Origin of the sequence: Amycolatopsis sp. NPDC004079 (assembly GCF_040610415.1) — a bacterium.
GTDB classification, from domain to species: Bacteria; Actinomycetota; Actinomycetes; order Mycobacteriales; family Pseudonocardiaceae; genus Amycolatopsis; species Amycolatopsis halotolerans.
On the sequence record NZ_JBEXMH010000001.1, the window covers coordinates 81,202 to 101,911 of the forward strand.

At 70.1% G+C, this 20,710-nt stretch carries 19 protein-coding genes; 9 read left to right on the top strand and 10 right to left on the bottom strand.

Features of this window, described 5'->3' with window-relative positions; genetic code table 11:
* Positions 1 to 16: 16 nt before the first annotated feature.
* Entirely contained in the window at positions 17 to 271 is a 255-nt protein-coding gene (locus ABZX37_RS00345; RefSeq protein WP_354734801.1) for a hypothetical protein, read from the top strand.
* On the opposite strand, the gene ABZX37_RS00350 is transcribed toward ABZX37_RS00345, so the two are convergent.
* Positions 208 to 1,488, bottom strand: a complete 1,281-nt coding sequence (locus ABZX37_RS00350; protein WP_354734802.1) for an NAD(P)/FAD-dependent oxidoreductase — start codon at positions 1,486 to 1,488, stop codon at positions 208 to 210. The genes ABZX37_RS00345 and ABZX37_RS00350 overlap by 64 nt on opposite strands.
* A 226-nt stretch (positions 1,489 to 1,714) precedes the next feature.
* On the opposite strand from ABZX37_RS00350, the gene ABZX37_RS00355 reads away from it, so the two are divergent.
* From ABZX37_RS00355 to ABZX37_RS00380, 6 genes are all read left to right on the top strand, one after another.
* Entirely contained in the window at positions 1,715 to 2,137 is a 423-nt protein-coding gene (locus ABZX37_RS00355) for a RidA family protein (protein ID WP_354734803.1), read from the top strand.
* Positions 2,134 to 2,811, top strand: coding sequence for a DUF1028 domain-containing protein (locus ABZX37_RS00360; protein ID WP_354734804.1), 678 nt, complete (start codon positions 2,134 to 2,136; stop codon positions 2,809 to 2,811). Before ABZX37_RS00355 ends, ABZX37_RS00360 begins: the two co-directional genes overlap by 4 nt.
* Entirely contained in the window at positions 2,811 to 3,953 is a 1,143-nt protein-coding gene (locus ABZX37_RS00365) for a M20 family metallopeptidase (protein WP_354734805.1), read from the top strand. Before ABZX37_RS00360 ends, ABZX37_RS00365 begins: the two co-directional genes overlap by 1 nt.
* Before the next feature lie 16 nt (positions 3,954 to 3,969).
* The gene (locus tag ABZX37_RS00370; protein ID WP_354734806.1) at positions 3,970 to 5,376 is read left to right on the top strand and encodes an aspartate ammonia-lyase; all 1,407 of its coding nucleotides are present in this window, start codon (positions 3,970 to 3,972) and stop codon (positions 5,374 to 5,376) included.
* Positions 5,377 to 5,530: 154 nt separating this feature from the next.
* Positions 5,531 to 6,874 carry an MFS transporter gene (locus tag ABZX37_RS00375; protein ID WP_354734807.1) on the top strand — a complete coding sequence of 448 codons (1,344 nt, stop codon included), beginning with the start codon at positions 5,531 to 5,533 and terminating at the stop codon, positions 6,872 to 6,874.
* Positions 6,875 to 6,910: 36 nt separating this feature from the next.
* A complete protein-coding gene (locus tag ABZX37_RS00380; RefSeq protein ID WP_354734808.1) occupies positions 6,911 to 8,392 on the top strand; it encodes an APC family permease in 1,482 nt (493 codons plus the stop codon).
* Here the strand turns inward: ABZX37_RS00380 and ABZX37_RS00385 are convergent.
* Both ABZX37_RS00385 and ABZX37_RS00390 read right to left on the bottom strand, forming a co-directional pair.
* Positions 8,389 to 9,243 (bottom strand): SAM-dependent methyltransferase, encoded by an 855-nt coding sequence (locus ABZX37_RS00385; protein WP_354734809.1) that lies wholly within the window; start codon positions 9,241 to 9,243, stop codon positions 8,389 to 8,391. The two genes, ABZX37_RS00380 and ABZX37_RS00385, sit on opposite strands and share 4 nt — an antisense overlap.
* 58 nt (positions 9,244 to 9,301) lie before the next feature.
* Positions 9,302 to 9,967: a hypothetical protein gene (locus ABZX37_RS00390; protein ID WP_354734810.1), complete on the bottom strand. Its 666-nt coding sequence runs from the start codon at positions 9,965 to 9,967 to the stop codon at positions 9,302 to 9,304.
* A 515-nt stretch (positions 9,968 to 10,482) separates the two neighbouring features.
* On the opposite strand from ABZX37_RS00390, the gene pip reads away from it, so the two are divergent.
* On the top strand, positions 10,483 to 11,427 hold the full coding sequence (gene pip / locus ABZX37_RS00395) for a prolyl aminopeptidase (protein ID WP_354734811.1): 945 nt from the start codon (positions 10,483 to 10,485) through the stop codon (positions 11,425 to 11,427).
* Positions 11,428 to 11,431: 4 nt separating this feature from the next.
* On the opposite strand, the gene ABZX37_RS00400 is transcribed toward pip, so the two are convergent.
* From ABZX37_RS00400 to ABZX37_RS00420, 5 genes are read right to left on the bottom strand one after another with little or no spacing between them, the layout of a single operon-like run.
* The gene (locus ABZX37_RS00400) at positions 11,432 to 11,953 is read right to left on the bottom strand and encodes a dihydrofolate reductase family protein (RefSeq protein ID WP_354734812.1); all 522 of its coding nucleotides are present in this window, start codon (positions 11,951 to 11,953) and stop codon (positions 11,432 to 11,434) included.
* Positions 11,954 to 12,012: 59 nt separating this feature from the next.
* Positions 12,013 to 13,629 (bottom strand): ABC transporter ATP-binding protein, encoded by a 1,617-nt coding sequence (locus ABZX37_RS00405; RefSeq protein ID WP_354734813.1) that lies wholly within the window; start codon positions 13,627 to 13,629, stop codon positions 12,013 to 12,015.
* 4 nt (positions 13,630 to 13,633) lie between these two features.
* Positions 13,634 to 15,322: an ABC transporter substrate-binding protein gene (locus ABZX37_RS00410; protein ID WP_354734814.1), complete on the bottom strand. Its 1,689-nt coding sequence runs from the start codon at positions 15,320 to 15,322 to the stop codon at positions 13,634 to 13,636.
* A 19-nt stretch (positions 15,323 to 15,341) separates the two neighbouring features.
* Positions 15,342 to 16,343 (bottom strand): ABC transporter permease, encoded by a 1,002-nt coding sequence (locus tag ABZX37_RS00415; RefSeq protein ID WP_354734815.1) that lies wholly within the window; start codon positions 16,341 to 16,343, stop codon positions 15,342 to 15,344.
* On the bottom strand, positions 16,340 to 17,281 hold the full coding sequence (locus ABZX37_RS00420; RefSeq protein ID WP_354734816.1) for an ABC transporter permease: 942 nt from the start codon (positions 17,279 to 17,281) through the stop codon (positions 16,340 to 16,342). The genes ABZX37_RS00415 and ABZX37_RS00420 overlap by 4 nt, the downstream gene beginning before the upstream one ends.
* Before the next feature lie 322 nt (positions 17,282 to 17,603).
* On the opposite strand from ABZX37_RS00420, the gene ABZX37_RS00425 reads away from it, so the two are divergent.
* Entirely contained in the window at positions 17,604 to 18,254 is a 651-nt protein-coding gene (locus tag ABZX37_RS00425; protein WP_354734817.1) for a S1 family peptidase, read from the top strand.
* Positions 18,255 to 18,410: 156 nt separating this feature from the next.
* Here the strand turns inward: ABZX37_RS00425 and ABZX37_RS00430 are convergent, their stop codons facing one another.
* Together ABZX37_RS00430 and ABZX37_RS00435 are read right to left on the bottom strand one after the other, a co-directional pair.
* On the bottom strand, positions 18,411 to 18,926 hold the full coding sequence (locus tag ABZX37_RS00430) for a GNAT family N-acetyltransferase (protein ID WP_354734818.1): 516 nt from the start codon (positions 18,924 to 18,926) through the stop codon (positions 18,411 to 18,413).
* A gap of 54 nt (positions 18,927 to 18,980) precedes the next feature.
* Positions 18,981 to 20,567 (bottom strand): acyl-CoA synthetase, encoded by a 1,587-nt coding sequence (locus tag ABZX37_RS00435; RefSeq protein WP_354734819.1) that lies wholly within the window; start codon positions 20,565 to 20,567, stop codon positions 18,981 to 18,983.
* Positions 20,568 to 20,710: the final 143 nt, after the last annotated feature.

Consider the following 20,710-nt stretch of genomic DNA (forward strand, 5'->3'; position numbering starts at 1 on the left):
CAGTTCGACCCGGCGAATGACGAGGGACGTGCTCGCCGGCCTTCGCGCTCCTCAGCCCGAGTGGTGGACCAGCCTCGCGTCGATCAGCGCCCCGACGCTGATCCTGGCGGGCGGGCCGCGGAGTCACCTCGACCAATCCCGGTACGCGTTGCTCGAACAGGCACTACCGGAGGCGAAAACGGTGACGGTCGGCGTCGGGCACCGGATTCATTCCAGGGCACCGGATCGCTGGCTGTCCGCGGTCGCGGAGTGGCTCTGGTACCCGCGCTGAATCGCCACGTGGTCGGCCACGAACTTCGCGTCGTGCCACACCCCCCAGATGAAACTCGACCCCCGCCGCGCCAGCCACGGCAGGCCGATGAAGTACACCCCAGGCTCCACCGACACCCCGCGGCGATGCTTCGGCCGTCCGTTCTCGTCGAAGGCGTCGACCCGCAGCCAGCTGTAGTCGACCGCGAAGCCGGTCGCCCACACGATCGACGTCACTCCAGCCGCCGCCAGATCCAGTTCCAGCACCGGATCGGTGACGCACGCCGGGTCCGGGCCCAGCTCACGGGCCGACGGTTCCTCCGGCAGGTCGAGTCCGTTGCGCGTCGCATAAGCGTCCGCTTCGTCAAGCAGGGCAAGGTAATTCTCGTCGCCCGCCGCGATGTTCTTCGCCAGGTCCGTCGCGAAGCTGAGCTTGCCGTCGGCATACGCGCCGGTCATGCCGACCAGCGTGATGCCGAGCCCGGCCAGCGCGCGGAAGTCCACGGTGTGCCCGCCGCGCGCGCCGCTGACCGCGATGGTCACGTGTTCCGCCCCGGCGGGCGGCGTTTCGGCGTCCCACTTGCCCAGTACGCCCAGCCACCAGCAGAAATCGCGGTCGCGGTAGCTGCGCGGCGGGCGGTCGTGCGGGCCGACGGACAGGTACACCTCGCGTCCGGCGCGGCGGAGTTCCTCGGCGATCTGCACGCCCGACGAGCCCGCGCCAACCACCAGGACCGCGCCTTCGGGAAGCTGCCCGGGATTGCGGTAGCCGCTGGAGTGCAGCTGCGCGGGACCGGCGTCGGCGGGCACGATCGGCGGGATCACCGGGCGCTGGAACGGGCCGGTCGCGGCGATGACGAACCGGGCGTCGACGGTTCCGTCCGAGGTTTCGACGCGGAATCCGGGCCTGCCCTCGTGCCGCCGCACGGACGTCACCTCGACTCCGGTGCGGATCGGCGCGGCGATCTTGTCCGCGTACGCCGCGAAATAGTCCGCGACCTGGTCCTTCGACGCGAACTCGCCCGGGGCCACGTCCGGGAATTCCAGGCCGGGGAACCGGTCGTGCCACGCGGGGCCGTTCGCGACGAGCGAGTCCCACCGCTGCGAGCGCCAGCGTTCGGCGATCCGGTTCCGTTCGAGGACCACGTGCGGCACCCCGCACTCGCTCAGGTGCTCGCTCATCGCCAGGCCGGCCTGTCCCCCGCCCACGACGAGGGCCTCCACCTGTTCGCTCGACATCCCAGACCTCCGCTCCGGCTTCAGCGCGATTCAGCGCCGTCTCCCCGGATCCTCACGGCCCGCACTGCTCGTGTCCAACAGATGTTTCCGGCACTCAAGATCTGTTTTCCCGATGCAGAGTGCATCAGCAAAACCGATGCATTGGTCCGGAAAGATCTACTGGACAGAACCTCGGCCGCGCGGTCAGGCTGAGGCGTCCGACGACCGCCGCAGGGAAGGCCACGCAGTGACTGTCCACCGTCGCATCCGCCCGTTCAACACGCGGGACACCTACCCGGAGCAGAACCTCGACAACGACCTCTGCCAGGCCGTCGTCGCCAACGGCACGGTCTACGTCCGCGGCCAGATCGGGCAGGACCTCGACACGAGCGAATCGGTCGGCATCGGCGACGTCGCCGCGCAGGCCGAGCAGGCGATGGCGAACATCGGGATGCTGCTCGAAGAAGCGGGCAGCCGGATGGAACACCTGGTCAAGCTCACGATCTACCTGGTCGACCCGCGCTACCGCGAGGCCGTTTACCGCACCGTCGGGCGCTGGACCAAGGGCGTGCACCCGATCTCGACCGGCGTGGTCGTGTCCGCGCTCGCCCGGCCGGAATGGCTGTGCGAGATCGACGCCATCGCGGTGATCCCGGAGGAGGAGAAGTGACCTTTTCGATCGTCGCCCGCGACACGTCCGGCGGCACCGTCCGGTTCGGCATCGCGGCCAGTTCGTCCAGCCCCGCAGTCGTCGCCCGTGTCGCGCACCTGCGTCCGGGTCTCGGCGCGGCGGCTTCGCAGAACATCACCGACCCGCGGCTCGGCGGGCGGCTGCTGGACCGGCTCGCCGAACACGGGGATCCGGAGAAGGCACTGACCGAGGTCACGTCGGCGGCGGACCACATCGAGTACCGGCAGCTGACCGTGCTCGGCCAGACCGGGCCCGGTTTTGCTTACAGCGGCTCGAAAACTCTGGGCACGCACTCGTCGGCGACGGCGGACGGCGTGGTCGTGGCGGGCAACATGCTGGCTGGCGAGCACATCCCCCAGTCCATGGCGGACGCTTTCGCTGACGCGACCGGCGAGCTGGAACAGCGCCTCGTCGCGGCGATGCGGGCCGGGCTCGCTGCGGGCGGCGAGGAGGGTCCGGTGCGGTCCGCCGGGCTCGTCGTGGTGTCCGCCGCGGAGTGGCCGGTCACGGATCTGCGCGTGGACTGGGCGGACGAGCCGATCGAGCAGCTCGCCGAACTCGTCGACGTCTGGCTCCCCCAGCGCGACGACTACGTCACCCGCGGCCTGAACCCCGCCGCCGCGCCGTCGTACGGCGTGCCGGGTGACGAGTGATGGCCGCACCCAAAGCGGCGGCCCGCGCCGCGGTCGAACGGCATGCCGACGAGCTAATCCAGCTGTCCGAGCGGCTGCACGCCGATCCGGAGACCGCGTGGGAAGAGCATCGCGCGGCGGCCGCGGTACCGGAGCTGCTCGACCGGAACGGATTCGCCGTCACGTCGAAGTACCTCGGCTTGGACACCGCATTCCACGCCAGCTTCGGCTCCGGGCCCCAGCGGATCGCGCTGTGTGCCGAGTACGACGCGCTGCCCGGCCTCGGCCACGCCTGCGGGCACAATCTCATCGCGGCCAGCTCCGTCGGTGCCGCACTGGGACTCGCGACGGTCGCCGACGACCTCGGGATCACCGTCGAGGTCTACGGGACCCCGGCCGAAGAGGGCGGCGGCGGGAAGATCGAGCTGCTGGAACGCGGCGCTTTCGCTGGCGTAGACCTGGCGATGATGGTGCATCCGGCACCGGTGGACGTCGCCGAAGCGCGGCCGTTCGCCGTCAGCCACTCGAAGATCTCCTACACCGGGAAGTCCGCGCACGCCGCCGCTTACCCCGAGGCCGGGATCAACGCGGCCGACGCGTTCACCGTCGCCCAGGTCGCGATCGGCCTTCTGCGGCAGCAACTTCCGGCCTCGGCGCGGGTACACGGCATCGTCACGCACGCCGGGGACGCGCCCAACGCGATCCCCGAGCACGCGTCCGGCCGGTGGTATGTGCGGGCCGAAACGCTGGCGGAACTGTCCGAATTGGAGCCACGCGTGATGCGGGCTTTCGAGGCCGGGGCGCTGGCCACCGGCTGCGAGCTGAGCGTGGAGCCGGAAAGCAAGCCGTACGCCGAATTCCGCGCCGACGAAACCGCTTTGGCCGCCTATCGCGCCAACGCCCTCGAACTCGGCCGCGAGTTCGCTCCGGACGGCACGGCCTCGCGGATGAACCGCGCGTCGACCGACATGGGCAACGTCTCGCAGGTCGTGCCCGCCATTCATCCCTACATCGGCATCGGGTCGCTGCCCGCGATCAACCACCAGCGCGAGTTCGCCGCGCACTGCGTCGGCGGCACGGCGGAACGGGCCCTGCTCGACGGGGCGATCGCACTGGCGTGGACCGGCATGGACTACACCGCCCGTACGTTTCGAACCCCCTGAACCGGGAAGGACACCGATGTCCAGCACCCGTTCCGAGCACGACATGCTCGGCGAGATCAGCGTGCCCGACGACGTCTACTACGGCGCGCACACCGCCCGCGCGCTGGTCAACTTCCCCATCACGCGCGAAACCCTCGCCGACCGGCCGCATCTCGTCACCGCGCTGGCCACCGTCAAGGAAGCCGCCGCGCGCGCCAACGCAGAGGTCGGCGCGCTCTCGCCGGAACGGGCCGCGGCGATCGTTCAGGCGTGCGCGGAGATCCGGGACGGCCGCCTGCACGACCAGTTCGTCGTCGACCTCATCCAGGGCGGGGCCGGGACTTCGACGAACATGAACGCCAACGAGGTCGTCGCCAACCGCGCCCTCGAACTGCTCGGGCACGCCCGCGGCGACTACGCCCGCCTGCACCCGCTCGACCACGTCAACCTCGGCCAGAGCACCAACGACGTCTACCCCACCGCGGTCAAACTCGCGCTCGACCGGCATCTCGCCGAGCTGCTCTCCGCGCTCTCCGGACTGCGGGAAGCGTTCGCGGACAAGGCGATCGAGTTCGCCGACGTCCTCAAGATGGGCCGCACTCAGCTGCAGGACGCCGTCCCGATGACACTCGGCCAGGAGTTCGGCGCGTTCGCCGCGACGCTAGGCGAGGACGAACAACGGCTCGCCGAAGCCCGGCTGCTGCTGCACGAACTGAACCTCGGCGGCACCGCGATCGGCACCGGCCTCAACGCGCGTCCTGGGTACCGAGAGCGGGCTGTTGCGCACCTGCGCGAGCTGACCGGGATCACGACACTCGTCTCCGCACCCGACCTGATCGAGGCGACGCAGGACGTCGGCGTGTTCGTGCAGCTGTCCGGCGTGCTGAAACGCGTGGCGGTCAAATTGTCCAAGATCTGCAACGATCTCCGGTTGCTCTCGTCCGGACCGCAAGCCGGGTTCGGCGAGCTCACGCTTCCCGCACGGCAAGCCGGGTCGTCGATCATGCCGGGCAAGGTCAACCCCGTGATCCCGGAGGCGGTCAACCAGATCGCCTTCGAGGTCATCGGCAACGACGTCACGATCACGCTCGCCGCCGAAGGCGGGCAGCTGCAGCTCAACGCCTTCGAACCGATCATCGCGCGAGCGTTGACCGCCGGGCTCGACCACCTCACGGCCGGCGCCCGAGTGCTCGCCGAACAGTGCGTACGCGGCATCACCGCGCGCAGAGAACACCTGGCCGACCTCGTCGCTACCTCGACTGGGCTGGTCACCGCGTTGAGCCCCGCACTCGGCTACGAAACCGCGTGCACGCTCGCGCTCGAAGCGCACCAAACCGGCCGTCCAGCGCTGGAACTGGTGCGGGAACGGCAGCTGCTCACCGACGCCCAGGTCGTCGCGCTGACCACCCCGCAAGCCCTCACCGGCGGGCCGTCCCGCACGTGAACGCTGTGTTTCGCCGCCGTCAGACCGTTGTGTCAGCGCAGCTCAGCGCTTCTGCATAACTCGAACAGATGCATTGCTTTGCTTATTACTTCTTGTTAGATGCCGTGGGCCGCTCTTAGCGTCCTCCCGGAGAACCGGTCCAAGGAGGCCACTCATGACCGCACCCGACGCCTCTCCGGCGCCAGACCTCGCCGAACAGAGCGCCGATCCCGCGACGCTGCGCCGCAGCGTCGCGGCCGGTGCCGTCGGCGTCTTCGTGCACTGGTTCGACTGGGCCGCCTACGCCTACCTCGCCGGCACCATCGCGTCGGTGTTCTTCCCGGCGGGGAACTCGACCGCCGGGCTGCTCGCGGTGTTCGGCGTCTTCGCGGTGTCGTTCGGGATCCGGCCGGTCGGCGCGCTGATCTTCGGGCCGCTGGGCGACAAGATCGGCCGCAAGCGCACGCTGTCGGTGGTCATCTTCGTGATGTCCGGCGCGACCCTGGTGATCGGCCTGCTGCCGGGCTACTCGACGATCGGCATCGCGGCCCCGATCCTGCTGGTGCTGCTGCGCCTGCTGCAGGGCCTCGCGGCGGGCGGCGAGTTCGGCAGCGCGGCGAGCTTCCTGGCCGAGTACGCGCCGCGCCGGCGTCGCGGATTCGGCGTCAGCTGGCTGGAAGTCGGTTCGCTGCTGGGATTCCTCGCCGGTTCGTTCGTGTTCCTGCTGCTGTCGGTCGGCCTGACGGACGCGCAGCTGGCGTCGTGGGGCTGGCGCGTCCCGTTCCTGATCGCCGCGCCGCTCGGCATCATCGGGTTCGTCATCCGCAGCAAGATCGAGGACACCCCCGAGTACCGCGCGCTCGAAGCGACCGACAACGTGCCCCGCAGCCCGGTCCGGGAACTGTTCCGCCACAACAAGAAGCAGCTGCTCCAGGCCGCCGGCTTGATGACCATGATGCACGTGCCGTTCTACGCCGTGCTCACCTATCTGGTCACCTACGAAACCGACTACCTCGGCCACTCGTCCGGAAGCGCGGCGGCGCTGTCCACGGTGATCTCGCTCGTGGGGCTGTTCCTCGTGCCGTTCTTCGGCCGCCTTTCCGACCGTGTCGGCCGACGGCCCATCCTGATCGGCGCGGGCATCGCGCTGTTCGTCCTCGCCACTCCCGCGTACCTGCTGATGCGCACCGGGCTCGTCGGCACCTGGATCGGCGGGCTCGCGCTCGGCGCCATCCTGGCGGCGATCCTCGGCACCTACGCGGTGTGGTCCGCGGAGATCTTCCCGACGCGCACCCGGCAAAGCGGACTCTCGATCGCGTACAACATCACCGCTGCGCTGTTCGCCGGCACCGTGCCGTACCTGATGACGGTCCTGATTTCCGCTACCGGCAGCACTCTCGTGCCCGGGCCGTACCTGATGGTCGCGGCGGCGGTCGGTCTCATCGCCGCGTTTTCGATGCGCGAGACCGTCGGAACTCCGTTGCTGCACAAGGAAGACCTGGAGAACACCGAAGCCTGACTCCTCCCCCTCCCGATTCACCAAAGGCGGTGAAGCGTGTCCGAACCCACCTTCGTCAACAGCGAATCCGGAAACCTGCGGCGGAATCTGCGCCGGATCGACTCGATCTTCCTCGCGATCGCGGCCATCATCTCGGTGGACACCATCGGCCAGATCGCGACCTCGGGGGCGGAGGCGGTCACCTGGACCGCCGTGCTCCTGGTGCTGTTCCTGTTCCCGTACGGGCTGGTCATGGCCGAACTGGGGAGCGCGTTCCCGGCCGAAGGCGGGCCGTTCGTCTGGCTGCGGCTCGCCTTCGGGAAGCTGCCCGCCGCGCTCGGCACGCTGCTGTACTGGATCACCAACCCGGTGTGGCTGGGCGGATCGATCACCTTCCTCGCCGCCGCGACCTGGCAGCAGTATCTCGTTCCCGCTTCGCCGGGCGGGTTCGCGGACTACGCGTTCAAGCTGGTTTTCATCTGGCTGGCGATCCTCGGCGCGGTGGTGAGCCTGCGGTACGGGAAGTGGTTCATCGCCGCCGGGGCGCTGCTGAAGATCGGACTCGTGGTGCTCTTCGCGGTCACCGCGGCGATCTATGCGGCCCGCCATGGCGTCCACGGCTCGCTGGCCTTCTCGCCGACCATCGGCGGATTCCTCGCCGTAGTCCCGGTTTTGATGTTCGCCCTAGTGGGTTTTGAGGCGCCCAATGGTGCCGCCGAGGAAATGCACAATCCACGGCGCGATGTCCCGGTCACCGTCGGCGTTTCGGGCTTGGTGTCGGCCTTGTGTTACCTGGTGCCGGTGTTCGGCATCGTGCTGGTGATGCCCGCGGACAAGATCAACGGGCTCGGCGGTTTCCTCGACGCGGTGCGCCAGGTCTTCTCTGTGTACGGCGGCGCTTCAGGCGCGATGCTGACACTCGCCGCTGTCGTGTTCGTCTTCGTCCTGCTGAACCAGGGCTGCTCGTGGATGATCGCTTCGGACCGCATTCAGGCGATGGCCGCCGTCGACGGCGCCTTCCCTCGGTGGTTCGGTGCGTTCCATCCGAAGCTGAACACGCCGTTGCGGGTCAACCTGCTCTCCGGCGTGGTCGCGACTGTGTTCACTGTGGTGGCGACGATCGTGCAGAGCAGTTCGGCCTCGGCGGTGTTCGCGGTGGTGCTCAACATCGCGGTGAGCACGTTGCTCTTGTCGTACCTGCTGATCTTCCCGACAATCCTGGTGCTGCGGCGGAAATACCCGTCGGTCGAACGCCCGTTCCGGGTGCCGGGCGGACGGGTCGGGCTGTGGGCGAGTTCGGTGCTGATCTACGCGTGGATCCTGCTCGGCGCTTGGCAGACGGTGGTGCCCGGGGTGCTCGACCGGGCGCTCGGGGTGCCTTACGACTTCGAGGCGACCTGGGGCGTGTCGCGGCTGACCTTCGAGCTGTTCACGGCCGGGACCTTGGCGGTGCTGATCGGGTTCGGGTTCGTCGGGTATCTCATCGCCCGTCGGCAACCCGCACCGGCCGCGGAAATCCCCCAGCCGACCACGGCTTAGACCTTCCGGCCCACCACGCCCGCGACACATCGGGCCGCGTCGCTCAGCGGCTTCAGCCGGGGCCCGTCCTGCCACCACTCGTCCGCGACCGACAGACCAGGCCCGTCCGTCCGGCTCGGCGGGAGAAGCTCCAGACCGGGCAGCATCGCCTCGATCTCCGCCCGCGTCCGGAACCGGCCCGCGCCCAGCGGGCCGGACACGAGGATCTCCTCGATCCGCTTCGCCACGGCGGTCAGCTCCGGCACCTCGGGGTCGTAGAAATGCGCCATCGCGACGTACGAACCGGGCGCGAGGGCGTCGATGTACTCGCGCATCACGTCGACCGCGCCGTCGCCCTCGTAGTGGTGCATCGTGCCGATGTGCAGCAGCGCGATCGGCTCCGAGAAGTCGAGGTACTCGCGCACCGTTTCGTGCTGCAGCACCGCCTGCGGCTCGAAGATGTCGGCCTCGACCATGTGCGTGAAGTCGTTGTCCTCCAGCAGCGCGCGGCCGTGCGCGAGCACTACCGGGTCGTTGTCGACGTAGACCACGTGCGCGTCGCGGTGGTAGCGCTGCACGATCTGGTGGGTGTTCTCGGCCGTCGGCAGGCCGGAACCGCAGTCGAGGAACTGGCGGATGTCGGTCTGGCTCGCCAGCATCCGCAGCACGCGGTTGTGGAAGCCGCGGTTGCCGCGCGCGATGTGCACCGCCTCGGGGACCGCCGTGCTGATTTTCTCCATCACCGCGCGGTCCACCTCGTAGTGGTGGCTCCCGCCGAGGAACCCGTCGTAGATCCGCGCGATGCTCGGGCGGTTCGGGTCCACCCCCACCGGCACCTGGCTGGGCGACAACGGGGACGACGGGCCGGTCATGGACACCTCACGGAGCAGTCGGTCGGCAGTGACCTACTCAGAGTAGTACTGCCGCCGCTCAGCCGTGCCAGCGACGCGGCTGGTCGCCGTTGTCGTCGCCCCAGTGCTCCATGTACGAGCTGACCGCCGAGCGGAACGCGTCTCCCATCGGGTCGCGCGGCTGGTCCCCGCCGTCCTGCTGCGGGTTCTGCGTCGGCTGAACGCGCGGCGGCGGCGCGGTCGTCGCGGGACGGCTGCTGGCCCGGACGATCGTGTCGCGCACCTGGCCGCTGGCGGGGGCCGGGGACGCGCTCAGCGTGCTCACCGCGGGCGGCGCCGACGACGAGGTGTGGACCGGAGCGGGCGGCGGCTGCACCGGCTGCGGGCCGGTCCCGCCGGACGCCGACGGCCACAACGCCCACGAGCCCAGCCCCGCGCACAGCACTACTGCCGCTCCGGCGAAGACGCCGTAGCGCACGGGCCGCCGCTCGGCCGGCGGCGCGGTCTGCGCGGGCGGATCCGCCACGGGCAGCGGGCCGCGTTTGGCGAGCTGTTCGGTCGGCGAACCGGTCGAAACGTCGAGGACCCCGCCGAACGCCGAGGTCGTTTCCGCGGCGCTCTCGGCCCGGCGGCGCACCAGCGGCGGGGGTTCGCTGCCGTCGATCCGGGGCATCGGCGCCGTCTCGGACAGCCGCACGAGATTCGCGACCGACTCGAGGTCGCTGCCGGACTCCGGGTTCCCCATCCAGACCTCCACCCCGCCGGGGCCGCGCGTCCGCGGCACTTCCGGCGCCGCAGATCCTAGGGACCCCCGGTCCGCGCTGTAAACCCGATGCCGGGAACTCAAGGTTGTGATGTGGACGCGCTGCTGCCGTGCCTCCCCAGCACGGCTGGTTCGGTCCGGGTGAGGGCGGGTCGCGGTGGGCCGCGGACCCGGGAACGGACGCCGGGCAGTGGTCCCATGCCAGGGCCTCAAGGCGGCGCTGCCGATGCGGTTTGCCCAGGTCGAAGGATCTGGGCGGGCCCAGGCGTCCGTGAGGGGAACCCTGAGGGACTCTGATTCCGTCAGGGTTCCCCTCACGGACTTCAGCAAACGGTCAGATGGTCCCACATCGGGCATTCCGGTGCCGTTGTCGTCCTTTGTGGATGGTCAGCAGGCCGAGGTCGCGCGGCTTGAGTCCCCGGCATTGGCGCTGGAGACCCGCCTCGAGCGTGATCCAGTACGCTCGACGGGTTTCCGCCACGGGGAGGAGGCCCGCGATGCGGCCGTTTTCGGTCGAAACCGACGCCAGCGGCATGCTCGACGTCGGCGACGGCCAGCAGATCTACTGGGACGCCAGCGGCGCGGGCAAACCGGTCCTGTCCGTGCACGGCGGCCCCGGCGGAGGCGGCGGCAACTTCGGCCGGACCGGCTTCGACCCGGCGCAGTTCCGCGTCATCGTGTTCGACCAGCGCGGCTGCGGACGGAGCACCCCGAACGTCGCGGACCCGGCGGTGAGCCTGGAGCACCAGACCACCGACAGCCTGATCGCCGACATGGAGAAACTGCGCGTCCACCTAGGTGTCGAAAAATGGCTGCTCTACGGCGGTTCCTGGGGCGCGACCCTCGCGCTGGCCTACGCGCAGCGGCATCCGGAACGCGTCAGCGGCATCCTGCTGGTCGCCGCGTTCACCTCCTCGCCGGACGAGGTCGACTGGCTCTACCGTGGCATCCGGCGGCTGCTGCCCGCGCAGTGGGAAGCGTTCCGCGCGGGCGCGCCCGACCCGGACGGCGACCTCCTCGCCGGGTATTCGCGGCTCCTGGCCAGCCCGGACCGCGCCGTGCAGCTGCGCGCCGCGCGGGATTGGTGCGCTTGGGAAGACGCGGTGATCTCGCACGAGTGGGTCGGCGGCCGCACCGGCCAGTTCAGCGAGGGCACCGACGACGAGCTGATCACGCTCGCCCGTCTCTGCGCGCACTATTACGGCCACCACGGCTGGCTCGAGGACGACCAGTTGCTGCGCGACATCCACCTGCTGCATGGCATTCCGGCGGTGCTGATCCACGGACGGGCCGATCTCAGCGCCCCGCTGCGGAAGGCGTGGCAGCTGGCGCAGGCTTGGCCGGACGCCGAACTGGTCGTGATCGAAGACGCGGGACATACCGGCAGCCCGTCGATGGGAACGGCGGTTCTGGAAGCGATCGCCCGGTTCGGGGAACGCTGACGGTTCACCGCAGCACGCGGTACCGGAGGCTCGTCCCTTCCTGCGCGAGCAACTCCAACCGCACCGGCGAACCCGCCCGCTCGAACAACCGCACCCCATCGCCGAGCAGTACCGGCATCACCATCACCGCGACCTCGTCCAGCAGACCGGCCTCCACGCAAGCCCGCCCGACCGAAGCGCCCAGCACGTTCACCGTCTTCTCCCCCGCCGCCGCCTGAGCTGCCGCGACGCCTTCAGCCAACGACGAGCAGAACGTCACCCCGGGCACCGCTGGCGCGACACCCCGCGTCAGCACCACCTGCGGCCCGTCCCACAAGCCGCCGAAGGCCTTGCCCTCGGCCTCGGTGCCGCGATAAGGGTCGTCGCCGGAGAAGGTCCGGCGGCCGACCAGCAGCGCGCCGACCTCGGCGGCCAGTTCGTCCGCCGAGGCGTCCCCGGTGTAGGGCGCGAGCCACCCCATGTCCCCGCCCGGCCCGGCGATGAACCCGTCCAGCGACATCGCGGCGGAGTACAGCAGCTTTCCCATGTCGTGCCTTCCGTGTCGGTTTCCCGGTACCGACTCCGGACGACCCGAAAACTCATCGGTCAGCCGGACAGCGCGCGCCAAGCCTCCCGGCGTTCCCGCTGCCGTTCCGGGTCCGCGACCGGCGCCGCCGCGACCAGCCGCCGCGTGTAGTCCTCCCGCGGCGAGCCCAGCACCGACGCCACCGGACCCTCCTCGACCACCTTGCCGTGGTGCAGCACGACGACGCGGTCCGCGACCCGCTCCACCACCGCCAGGTCGTGGCTGATGAACAGGCACGCGAAGGCCAGCTCCCGTTGCAGGTCCGCCAGCAGGTCGAGCACCGAGGCCTGCACCGAGACGTCCAACGCGCTCGTCGGCTCGTCCGCGATCAGGAGCCGCGGCCGCAGCGCCAACGCCCGCGCGATCCCGACCCGCTGCCGTTGCCCGCCGGACAGCTCATGCGGGTACCGGCCGCTCCAGCTCGGATCCAGGCGCACGGCGGAGAGAAGTTCCGCGACCCGCTCCCGGTGCTCGCCGCGTTCGCCGTGCACCACCAACGGCTCGGCGATGCTCGCGCCGATCGTCGCGCGCGGGTTGAGCGCGGAGGCCGGGTTCTGGAACACGATCCCGATCTGCCGCCGGATCTCCCGCCGCTGCCGGGCCGACGCCCGCGCGATATCCACGCCGGCGACCTGCACGGTGCCCGCCGACGGCGAGACCAAGCCGGTGAGCACGGACGAGATCGTGCTCTTCCCCGAACCGGATTCGCCGACGAGGCCGAGCACCTCGTCCGTCCCGATGGTCAGGGACACGCCGTCGACCGCACGCACTGGCGGAGCGCCGCCGCCGACCCGGTAGGTCACCGCCAGATCCGTCACCGAAACCAGCGGAGCCGACGTCGGCCGCACCGCTCCCGCGGGAGCGGAACCCAGTGACAGCACCGAATCCAGCAGTTCCCGGGTGTAGTCGGCTTGCGGCGAGGCGAACAGCCCGGCCGCGGTGTTCTGCTCGACGACCTGGCCCTCCCGCAGCACCACGACCCGGTCCGCGACGTCCGCGACGACGCCCATGTCGTGCGTAACCAGCAGGATCGCCGTGCCGAGCCGGTCCCGCAGCGACCGCAGCAGCTGCAGGATCCCGGCTTGCACGGTGACGTCCAGCGCGGTGGTCGGCTCGTCCGCGATCAGCAGCTTCGGGTCGTGGATCAGCGCGATCGCGATGACGACCCGCTGCAGCTGCCCGCCGGACAGCTCGTGCGGGTAGGCGCGCAGCACGCGCCGCGCGTCCAGCTCCACGAGCTCCAGCAGCTCCCGGGCCCGTTCGCGCGCCATCGCCCGGGACACCTTGCGATGCGCCCGGACCGCGTCCACGAGCTGCGTGCCGATCCGGAACACCGGGTTCAGCGCGCTCATCGGCTCCTGGAACACCATGCCGATCTCGCCGCCGCGCACCGCGCGCAGCGCCGGACCGTCCACTGTGTACAGATCGCGGCCGTCGAGCACCGCGGAGCCGGTCACCGTCGCGGTGTCCGGCAGCAGGCCGAGCAGCGACAGCGCGGTGACCGACTTGCCGGAACCGGATTCCCCGACGAGGGCGACGACCTCGCCGGGGTTCACCTCGAAGCCCACCTCGCGCACCGCGGCGGTGTCGCCGAACCGGATCGAGACGTCGCGCAGGGACAGCAGCTGCTCGGACACGGGATTACTTCGCCAGGCCCATCTGGAGGTAGTTCGGGTACGCCGGGAACGCGCCGATCGCGAAATTGCCGACCTTCGCGCCGTGCAGGAACGAGTTGCGCGTGTAGATCAGCGGGATCACCGGCGAGTCCTGCATGATCCGCTTGTCGGCCTTCGCCCACAGCTTCCCGGCCGCGGCCGGGTCGACCGTGCCCTGCGCCTGCGCGATCAGCGCGTCCACCTCGGGCACCGAGTAGCGCGCCTCGTTGTAGCCGCCGTTGCCGATCTCCGAGGTGCCGAACAGCGGCTCGATGTTGGCGTTGGCGCTCGGGAAGTCCGGCTGCCACGAACCGAGGGTCAGGTCGTAGTTGCCGTCGTTGCCGGTGACCAGCGTCGTCCACGCCTCGTCGTCGAGCGGGCGCAGTTTCGTGCGGATCCCGGCCCGCTGCAGCGCGGCCTGGATCGCCTGCGCCTTGTCCGCCTCGTTGTTCGCCGTCGACACCGGGAAGTCCAGGTTGTCGATGCCGTTCGGGAAGCCCGCCTCGGCGAGCAGCTGCTTCGCCTTCGCGACGTCGCCGTTCGGCGGGGCCGGGTAGAGGTCGTACGCCTCGCGCCCGGCGATGCCCTCGGTGATCAGCGTCGTGGCGATCGGACCGGCCAGATCCGCGCTGCCCGCGGCGGCGACCTGGTAGGCGGTCTTGTCCACTGCGTACTGGAACGCCTGGCGCACCTTGGGATTCGCCAGCGGGCCGCGCTTGGTGTTCAGCGCGAGGTAGGCCAGCGCGCCGGACTTCGACGTGACGAGCTGGTTCTTCGCCGCCGGGTTCGTGCGGATCTGCGCCAGCTGCGCCGGGTTCACGAACGACGAGCCGAACGCGAACGCGTCGTTGCCCTGGCTGGCCAGCAGCCGCTTCGCGACGACGCCGGTGTCCTGGCCCATCTGGATCACGACCGCGTCCGGCAGGCCGGTGCGCGCCAGGTCGGTCTTGCCGTCCCAGTTCGGGTTCCGGACGAACTTGACCTGCACGCCCTTCTGGTACGACTCGACCTGGTACGGACCGGACGCGACCGGCTTCGTGTCGTAGGTCGCGTCGGTGCCCTTGCCCTTCGGCACCGGGGCGAACGCGGGCATGCTCGCGATCCACGGCCAGTCGCCGTACGGGCGGGCCAGGCGGAACACGATCGTCTTCGGGTCCGGCGTCTCGATCGACGCCAGTTCGCCGCCCTTGAACGGGCCCTTGTAGTCCGGTCCGCCGGCGAGCAGGTTCTTGTGGTAGCTCAGGCCGCCGGAGAACGCGGAGTCGAACGACCGCTCGATGCCGTACTTGATCTCGGCGCTGGTGATCGGCGTGCCGTCGGCCATCTTCAGGCCGTCCTTGAGCGTGTACGTCCAGGTCTTGCCGTCCGCGCTCGCCCGGCCGGTGTCGGTGGCGAGGTCCGGGACCACGGTGGCCGGGCCGTCGTCGGCGGTCTTCCACGCGGTGAGCCGCCGGTGGATCAGGCTGATCGTGGTGATCGCCAGGTTCTGGCTCTTCGCCGGGTCGAGGTGCTGCGACGTGGTGTCGCTGAGGATGTACAGCGTCCCGCCGGACGCCGCCTCGACCGCGCCCCCGCCGGCGGACTGCTCGTTCGCGTTGCACGCGGCGAGGAACGCCCCTGCCCCGGTGACCGTGGCGGTGATGCCCAGCGCCTTCAGGAAGTCCCTGCGATCCATGGTTTTTCCGTTCCCTTTCTCAAGAACCGAGCCGAGCACGGGGGTCGAGGACCCCGTAGAGCACGTCCACCGCGAAGTTCGCGAGGACGACGAAGAAGGCGGCGAACAGGCTGACGCCCATCAGCACCGGCAGGTCCACCTGGTGCACGGCGTCGACGAGCAGCCCGCCGAGCCCGGGCAGCGCGAACACCCGCTCGGTGATCACCGCGCCGCCGAGCAGCGCGCCGAGGTCGACCGCGAACACCGTCACCACCGGCAGCAACACGTTGCGCAGCGCGTATTTCCCGACGACGGTCCGTTCCGGCAGGCCGACCGCCCGCGCGGTGCGGATGAAGTCCTCGCCCATGATTTCGAGCATCTGGCCGCGCGAGAGCCGGGCGTACACCGCGGCGTTGATGAACGCCAGCACCAGCCACGGCAGCACGAGGTGCCACGCCCAGTCGACCGGGCTCTGCGCGAAGGTCACGTAACCGCTCACCGGCACCACGTCGAGCGTGAAGCCGAACAGCAGAATTCCCAGCAGCCCCACCAGGTACGCGGGCGCGGACACCCCGGCGAGCGTCACTGTCATCGCGGCCCGGTCGGCGAACTTGCCGCGGCGCAGCGCGGAGAACACGCCGGTCGCGACGCCGGCGATCAGCCAGATCACCGACGCGCCGATGGCCAGCGAAACCGTGATCGGCAGCCGGTCCCCGATCAGCGCCAGCACGGGTTCGCTCTGCTGGAACGAATACCCGAAGCAGGGCGCGGAGCAGACGATCGCGGTCACGCCGGTGCCGAACGTGCGGCCGGTGAAGATGCCGCCGAGGAAGTCGAAGTACTGCTGGATCCACGGCTTGTCGAAGCCCATGAACTCCCGCGCCAGCGCCAGGTTCTCCGGCGTGCACGGCTTGCCGCAGGACATGAACGCCGGGTCGGTGGGCAGCAGGTAGAACACCGCGAAGGTGCCGAAGCTGACCACGAGCAGCACGCCGAGCATGCCCAGCAGGCGGACGCCCACGAAACGCAGAGTGCGGTTCACCGGCGCACCGCCGTCTTCGGGTCGAGCGCGTCGCGCAGCCCGTCGCCGAGCATGTTGAACGCCAGCGTCGCGATGAAGAGCGCGGCGCCGGGGAAAATGAGGAACATCGGATCTGTCTGCACCCAGTTGATCGCGTCGCTGATGGACCGGCCCCAGCTCGGTGTCGGCGGCGGGATGCCGACGCCGAGGAACGACAGCGCCGCTTCCAGCCCGATGTTGGCCGGGATGCTCACCGTCGCCAGCACGATGATCGGCGCCCACAGGTTCGGCAGCAGTTCGCGGCGGAACACGTGCGCGCCGCCCGCGCCGAGCGCACGGGCCGCCTTGACGAACTCGCGGTTGCGCAGGCTCAGCGTCTGCGCGCGGACCACCCGGGCCACGCGCGGCCAGCCGAACAGGCCGATCACCGCGATCAGCAGCAGCGGCCGCGGGATCGACTGCGGGGCGACCGCGCCGAGCGCGATCATGAAGATCAGCTGCGGGAACCCGAGGAGCACGTCGGTCACCCGGCTCACCACGGTGTCCCACCAGCCGCCGACGTACCCGGCGCTCGCCCCGAGCAGCACGCCCAGCAGCATCGACACCGCGGTCGCGGCGAGCCCGATCAGGAACGACGTCCGCGCGCCGTACGCGACGACCGCGAAGAGGTCCCGTCCGGTCAGCGGTTCGACGCCGAACCAGTGGCTTCCGCTGATCCCGCCGAGGAATCCCGCGCCGGTGCCGTCGGCCGGATTGAGCAGTTCAGTGTGGTACGTGTACGGATCCTGGCCCTCGATCAGGGCGAGCAGAGGAGCCGCTAGAGCGGTGACGATCACCAGCACGATGACGACCGCGCTGGCTTGCGCCCAGCGGTCGTGCCGCAGCGCGCGCCACAGATTCCGGGAGGCCGGTGCGGCCGCCGGGACCCCGGCGCCGCCCGGGGACAGGATGTCGGACAACGGTTCCCTATGCAGATCAGCGTTACTTGACGACGTGACAGTAAAGAACCTGAAGGAAATTCACCACGACGGCGGTGCCCGTCCCGGATCGTGAGACATCGCCGACTTCGCACCTCCCCCTGGAGTTCGCGCTGTTCGCGCAGGTCACCGGCGGTCGCGCGGCCCGGGTCAGTGTGCCGTGCGGACAGACGTCCGGCCAGTGTTGTTGTCACCCGTTCGGAGGCACTCCCGGGACCGTCGGCTGACTCCGTTTGTGCGTCCGCCAGCTCGGCGCTGGACTGGCCGGACGTAGCCAGTCTCATGTGGACGGAAGGACCTGCCGATGTCTCGCTGCTCGCGCCGCAAGCTGACCGGAGTGCTGATCGCCGCGGCCGCGGCCGCCTTGCTGGTCAGCCCTCCCGCCTCGGCGGTCACCGCGGCGGTGAACGGCGGCGACGCGATGTACACCGTCTCGCCGGGCCCCGGCCGCGAGCCGTACTACTGCTCCGCCGGGTTCGCGATCCTCGTCAAGGAGGTCCGGTACATCCTCACCGCCGGGCACTGCACCGAGCACGGGCTCGACTGGAAAGACATCGGCCGCAACGTGGACAGCCACTTCCCGGTGACCGATTACGGCCGCGTCGAGAACCCGTCCGGTTCCGGGCACAGCCAGGTCGACCTCTACGACGGCGGCACCCAGCGGATCCTGCGCGCGGGCACCCCGGCGGTGGGACAGCTGGTGTGCCGGAGCGGCATGACCACGAAGAAGACCTGCGGAAAGGTCTTGGGCCTCAACCAGACCGTGAACTTCGGCGACGGCAAGCAGGTCGTCGGCACGATCGCCACCGACATCCCGGTCGGGGCGGGCGACAGCGGCGGCCCGTTGTTCTACGCCGGGGTCGGGTACGGGGTGCTGTCCGGCGGGAACAACCAGGTCAGCTTCTTCCAGCCGTTGCCGCCGGTGCTCGCCGCTTACGGGGCAACGCTCGCCTGATCTTCGGGTCCGTGAGGGGAACCCTGACGGAATCAGAGTCCCGCAGGGTTCCCCTCACGGCCGACAACCGCGCACCGACCCGGACCGTCACGCCTGCGCCAGTCCGGCGCGCCCCTCCTGCAGCGCGCGCCTGAGCTGGAGACATCCGCTGATCGGCTACGCGGCGGCGTCCGAGCCGAGCTCGATCCAGAACCGGTCCTCGCCGCGCCTCCGGCCGTCCGCCACGCCGCCGTTCGAGAGGATCGCCCGGCGGGAACGCTCGTTGTCCGTCTCGCAGGTCAGCAGCACGCGGTGGAGCCCGAGGCGGCGGCACTCCGCTAGCCCGGCCGTCAGCATTCGCGTGGCGTGGCCTTGCCCGCGCCACGGCGGCACCACGTGGTACCCGATGTGGCCGCCCGCCTCGGCGAGGTCGGCGGTGAGTTCGTGCCGGACGACCAAAGTGCCCAGGTAGTACTCGCCGGAGACATACCAGAAGATCGTGGAAGGCACTCCCCATCGCGGCAGCACCCCGCGCCGCGCGGCGACGAACTCGGCGAAGTCGGCGCTCGCCGCGTCCAGCCACTCCGTCGGGCGGCCTTCGAGCAGGCAGTCCACCTGCTCGCCGACGAGGTACGACGTCCGCACCTCAACCGTGGGCAGGACAAGACGGGGCGGCTCAGTGAGACGGATCATCGGCCCAGTCTCGCTGCCGATCGTCAGGCGCACAGCTCATTTTCGTCGCGGGAATCATCCCTGCGCCAGTGCCGCGTGCTCTTCCCGCAGCGCGCGCTTGACGATCTTCCCGCTCGGGTTCTTCGGCAGCGCGTCCACGAACACCACGTACTTCGGGCACTTGTAGCCTGCCAGGTGTTCGCGGGCGTGCGCGAGGACCTCGGCTTCGGTGAGCGTGACGCCCTCGCGCGGCACGATCGCCGCCGTGACCGCCTCGATCCAGTGCGGGTGCGAGACCCCGAACACGGCGACCTCGGCGATCCCGTCGAGCAGGTACAGCGCTTCCTCGACCTCACGGCTCGCGACGTTCTCGCCGCCGGTCTTGATCATGTCCTTCTTCCGGTCCACGACCGACAGATAGCCCTCGTTGTCGAGCACGCCGAGGTCGCCCGAGTGGAACCAGCCGCCCTCGAAGGCCGCGGCAGTTTTCTCCTCGTCCTCGTAGTAGCCGAGCGTCGCGTGCGGACTGCGGTGCACGATCTCGCCGACCTCGCCGGGTGGCAGCTCGCGGCCGTCCTCGTCGACGATCCGGGTCTCGACATTGATCGACGCCCGGCCCGCCGAACCCGCCTTCGCGAGCTGTTCGTGCGGGCGCAGGATCGTGGCCAGCGGGGCCATTTCGGTCTGGCCGTAGAAGTTCCACAGCTGCACGTCCGGCAGCCGCCGCGAGAGTTCCCGCAGCACCTCGGCGGGCATCGGCGACGCGCCGTAGTAGCCCTTCCGCAGGCTGGACAGGTCCGTCGTGTCGAACGCCGGGTGCCGCAGCAGGGAGATCCACACCGTCGGCGGCGCGAACAGCTTCGTCGCGCGTTCGCGTTCCACCGCGGCCAGCAGCGCCGCCGGGTCCGGGCCGGGCAGGATCACGCTCGTCGCGCCGAGGTAGACGTCGACCGACAGGAAACAGTCCGGTTGCGCGCAGTGGTAGAGCGGCAGGGAATGCACCTCGATGTCGTCGCCGGTCATGCTGCCGTCAAGCGCACACGAGACGTACTGCGCGATAAGCGACCGGCTCGACAGCAGCACGCCCTTCGGCCGCGATTCGGTGCCGGAGGTGTACATCAGCCGCAGCGGATCGTCGTCGGCGACCAGCACCGCTGGGGCGGTTTCGTCGCCGGGCCGGTCGATCCAGTCAGCGACGCTCTCCCAGTCGCCCTCGCCGCCGATCCGTCCGCGGACGACGTCGGTGCGGCCGGAGCGCTGCAACGCCTCCGAAGCGGTCTCGAGCAGCGCGTCCTCGGCGATCAGCCCGGACACCCCAGCGTGGCCGAGGATGAACGCGACTTCCTCCGCGCCGAGCATGAAGTTCACCGGCACCAGCACCACGCCGAGCTTGGCCGTGGCGAACACGAGCACCGCGTACTCCCAGCAGTTCCGGCTGAGCAGCGCGAGCCGGTCGCCCTTCGCGAGGCCGCGTTCGGCGAGCCGGTGCGCGCAGCGGTTGACCGCCGCGTCGAACTCGCGGTAGGTCGCGCGTCGTTCGCCGGAGACGATCGCAAGCTTGTCCGGGTGGCGCAACGCGGTGCGCCGCAGGAGATCCCCGACGGAATGCTGGCGGGCGTGCTGGATCGCTTCCGCCGTTTCGGCGCTGAACGGGCTCGGCATAGCGGGAGTCTCATCCACGGGCGCGGCGTGCGCAAGCAGGACCGGCAGCGGCGAGACTTCGGCGCGCTGCGGGCCTGCGGCTTGCGCTATCTCAAGTGGACAGACGACCGGTCAGCCGCGCATCGCGGCACTGCCCGGACAAG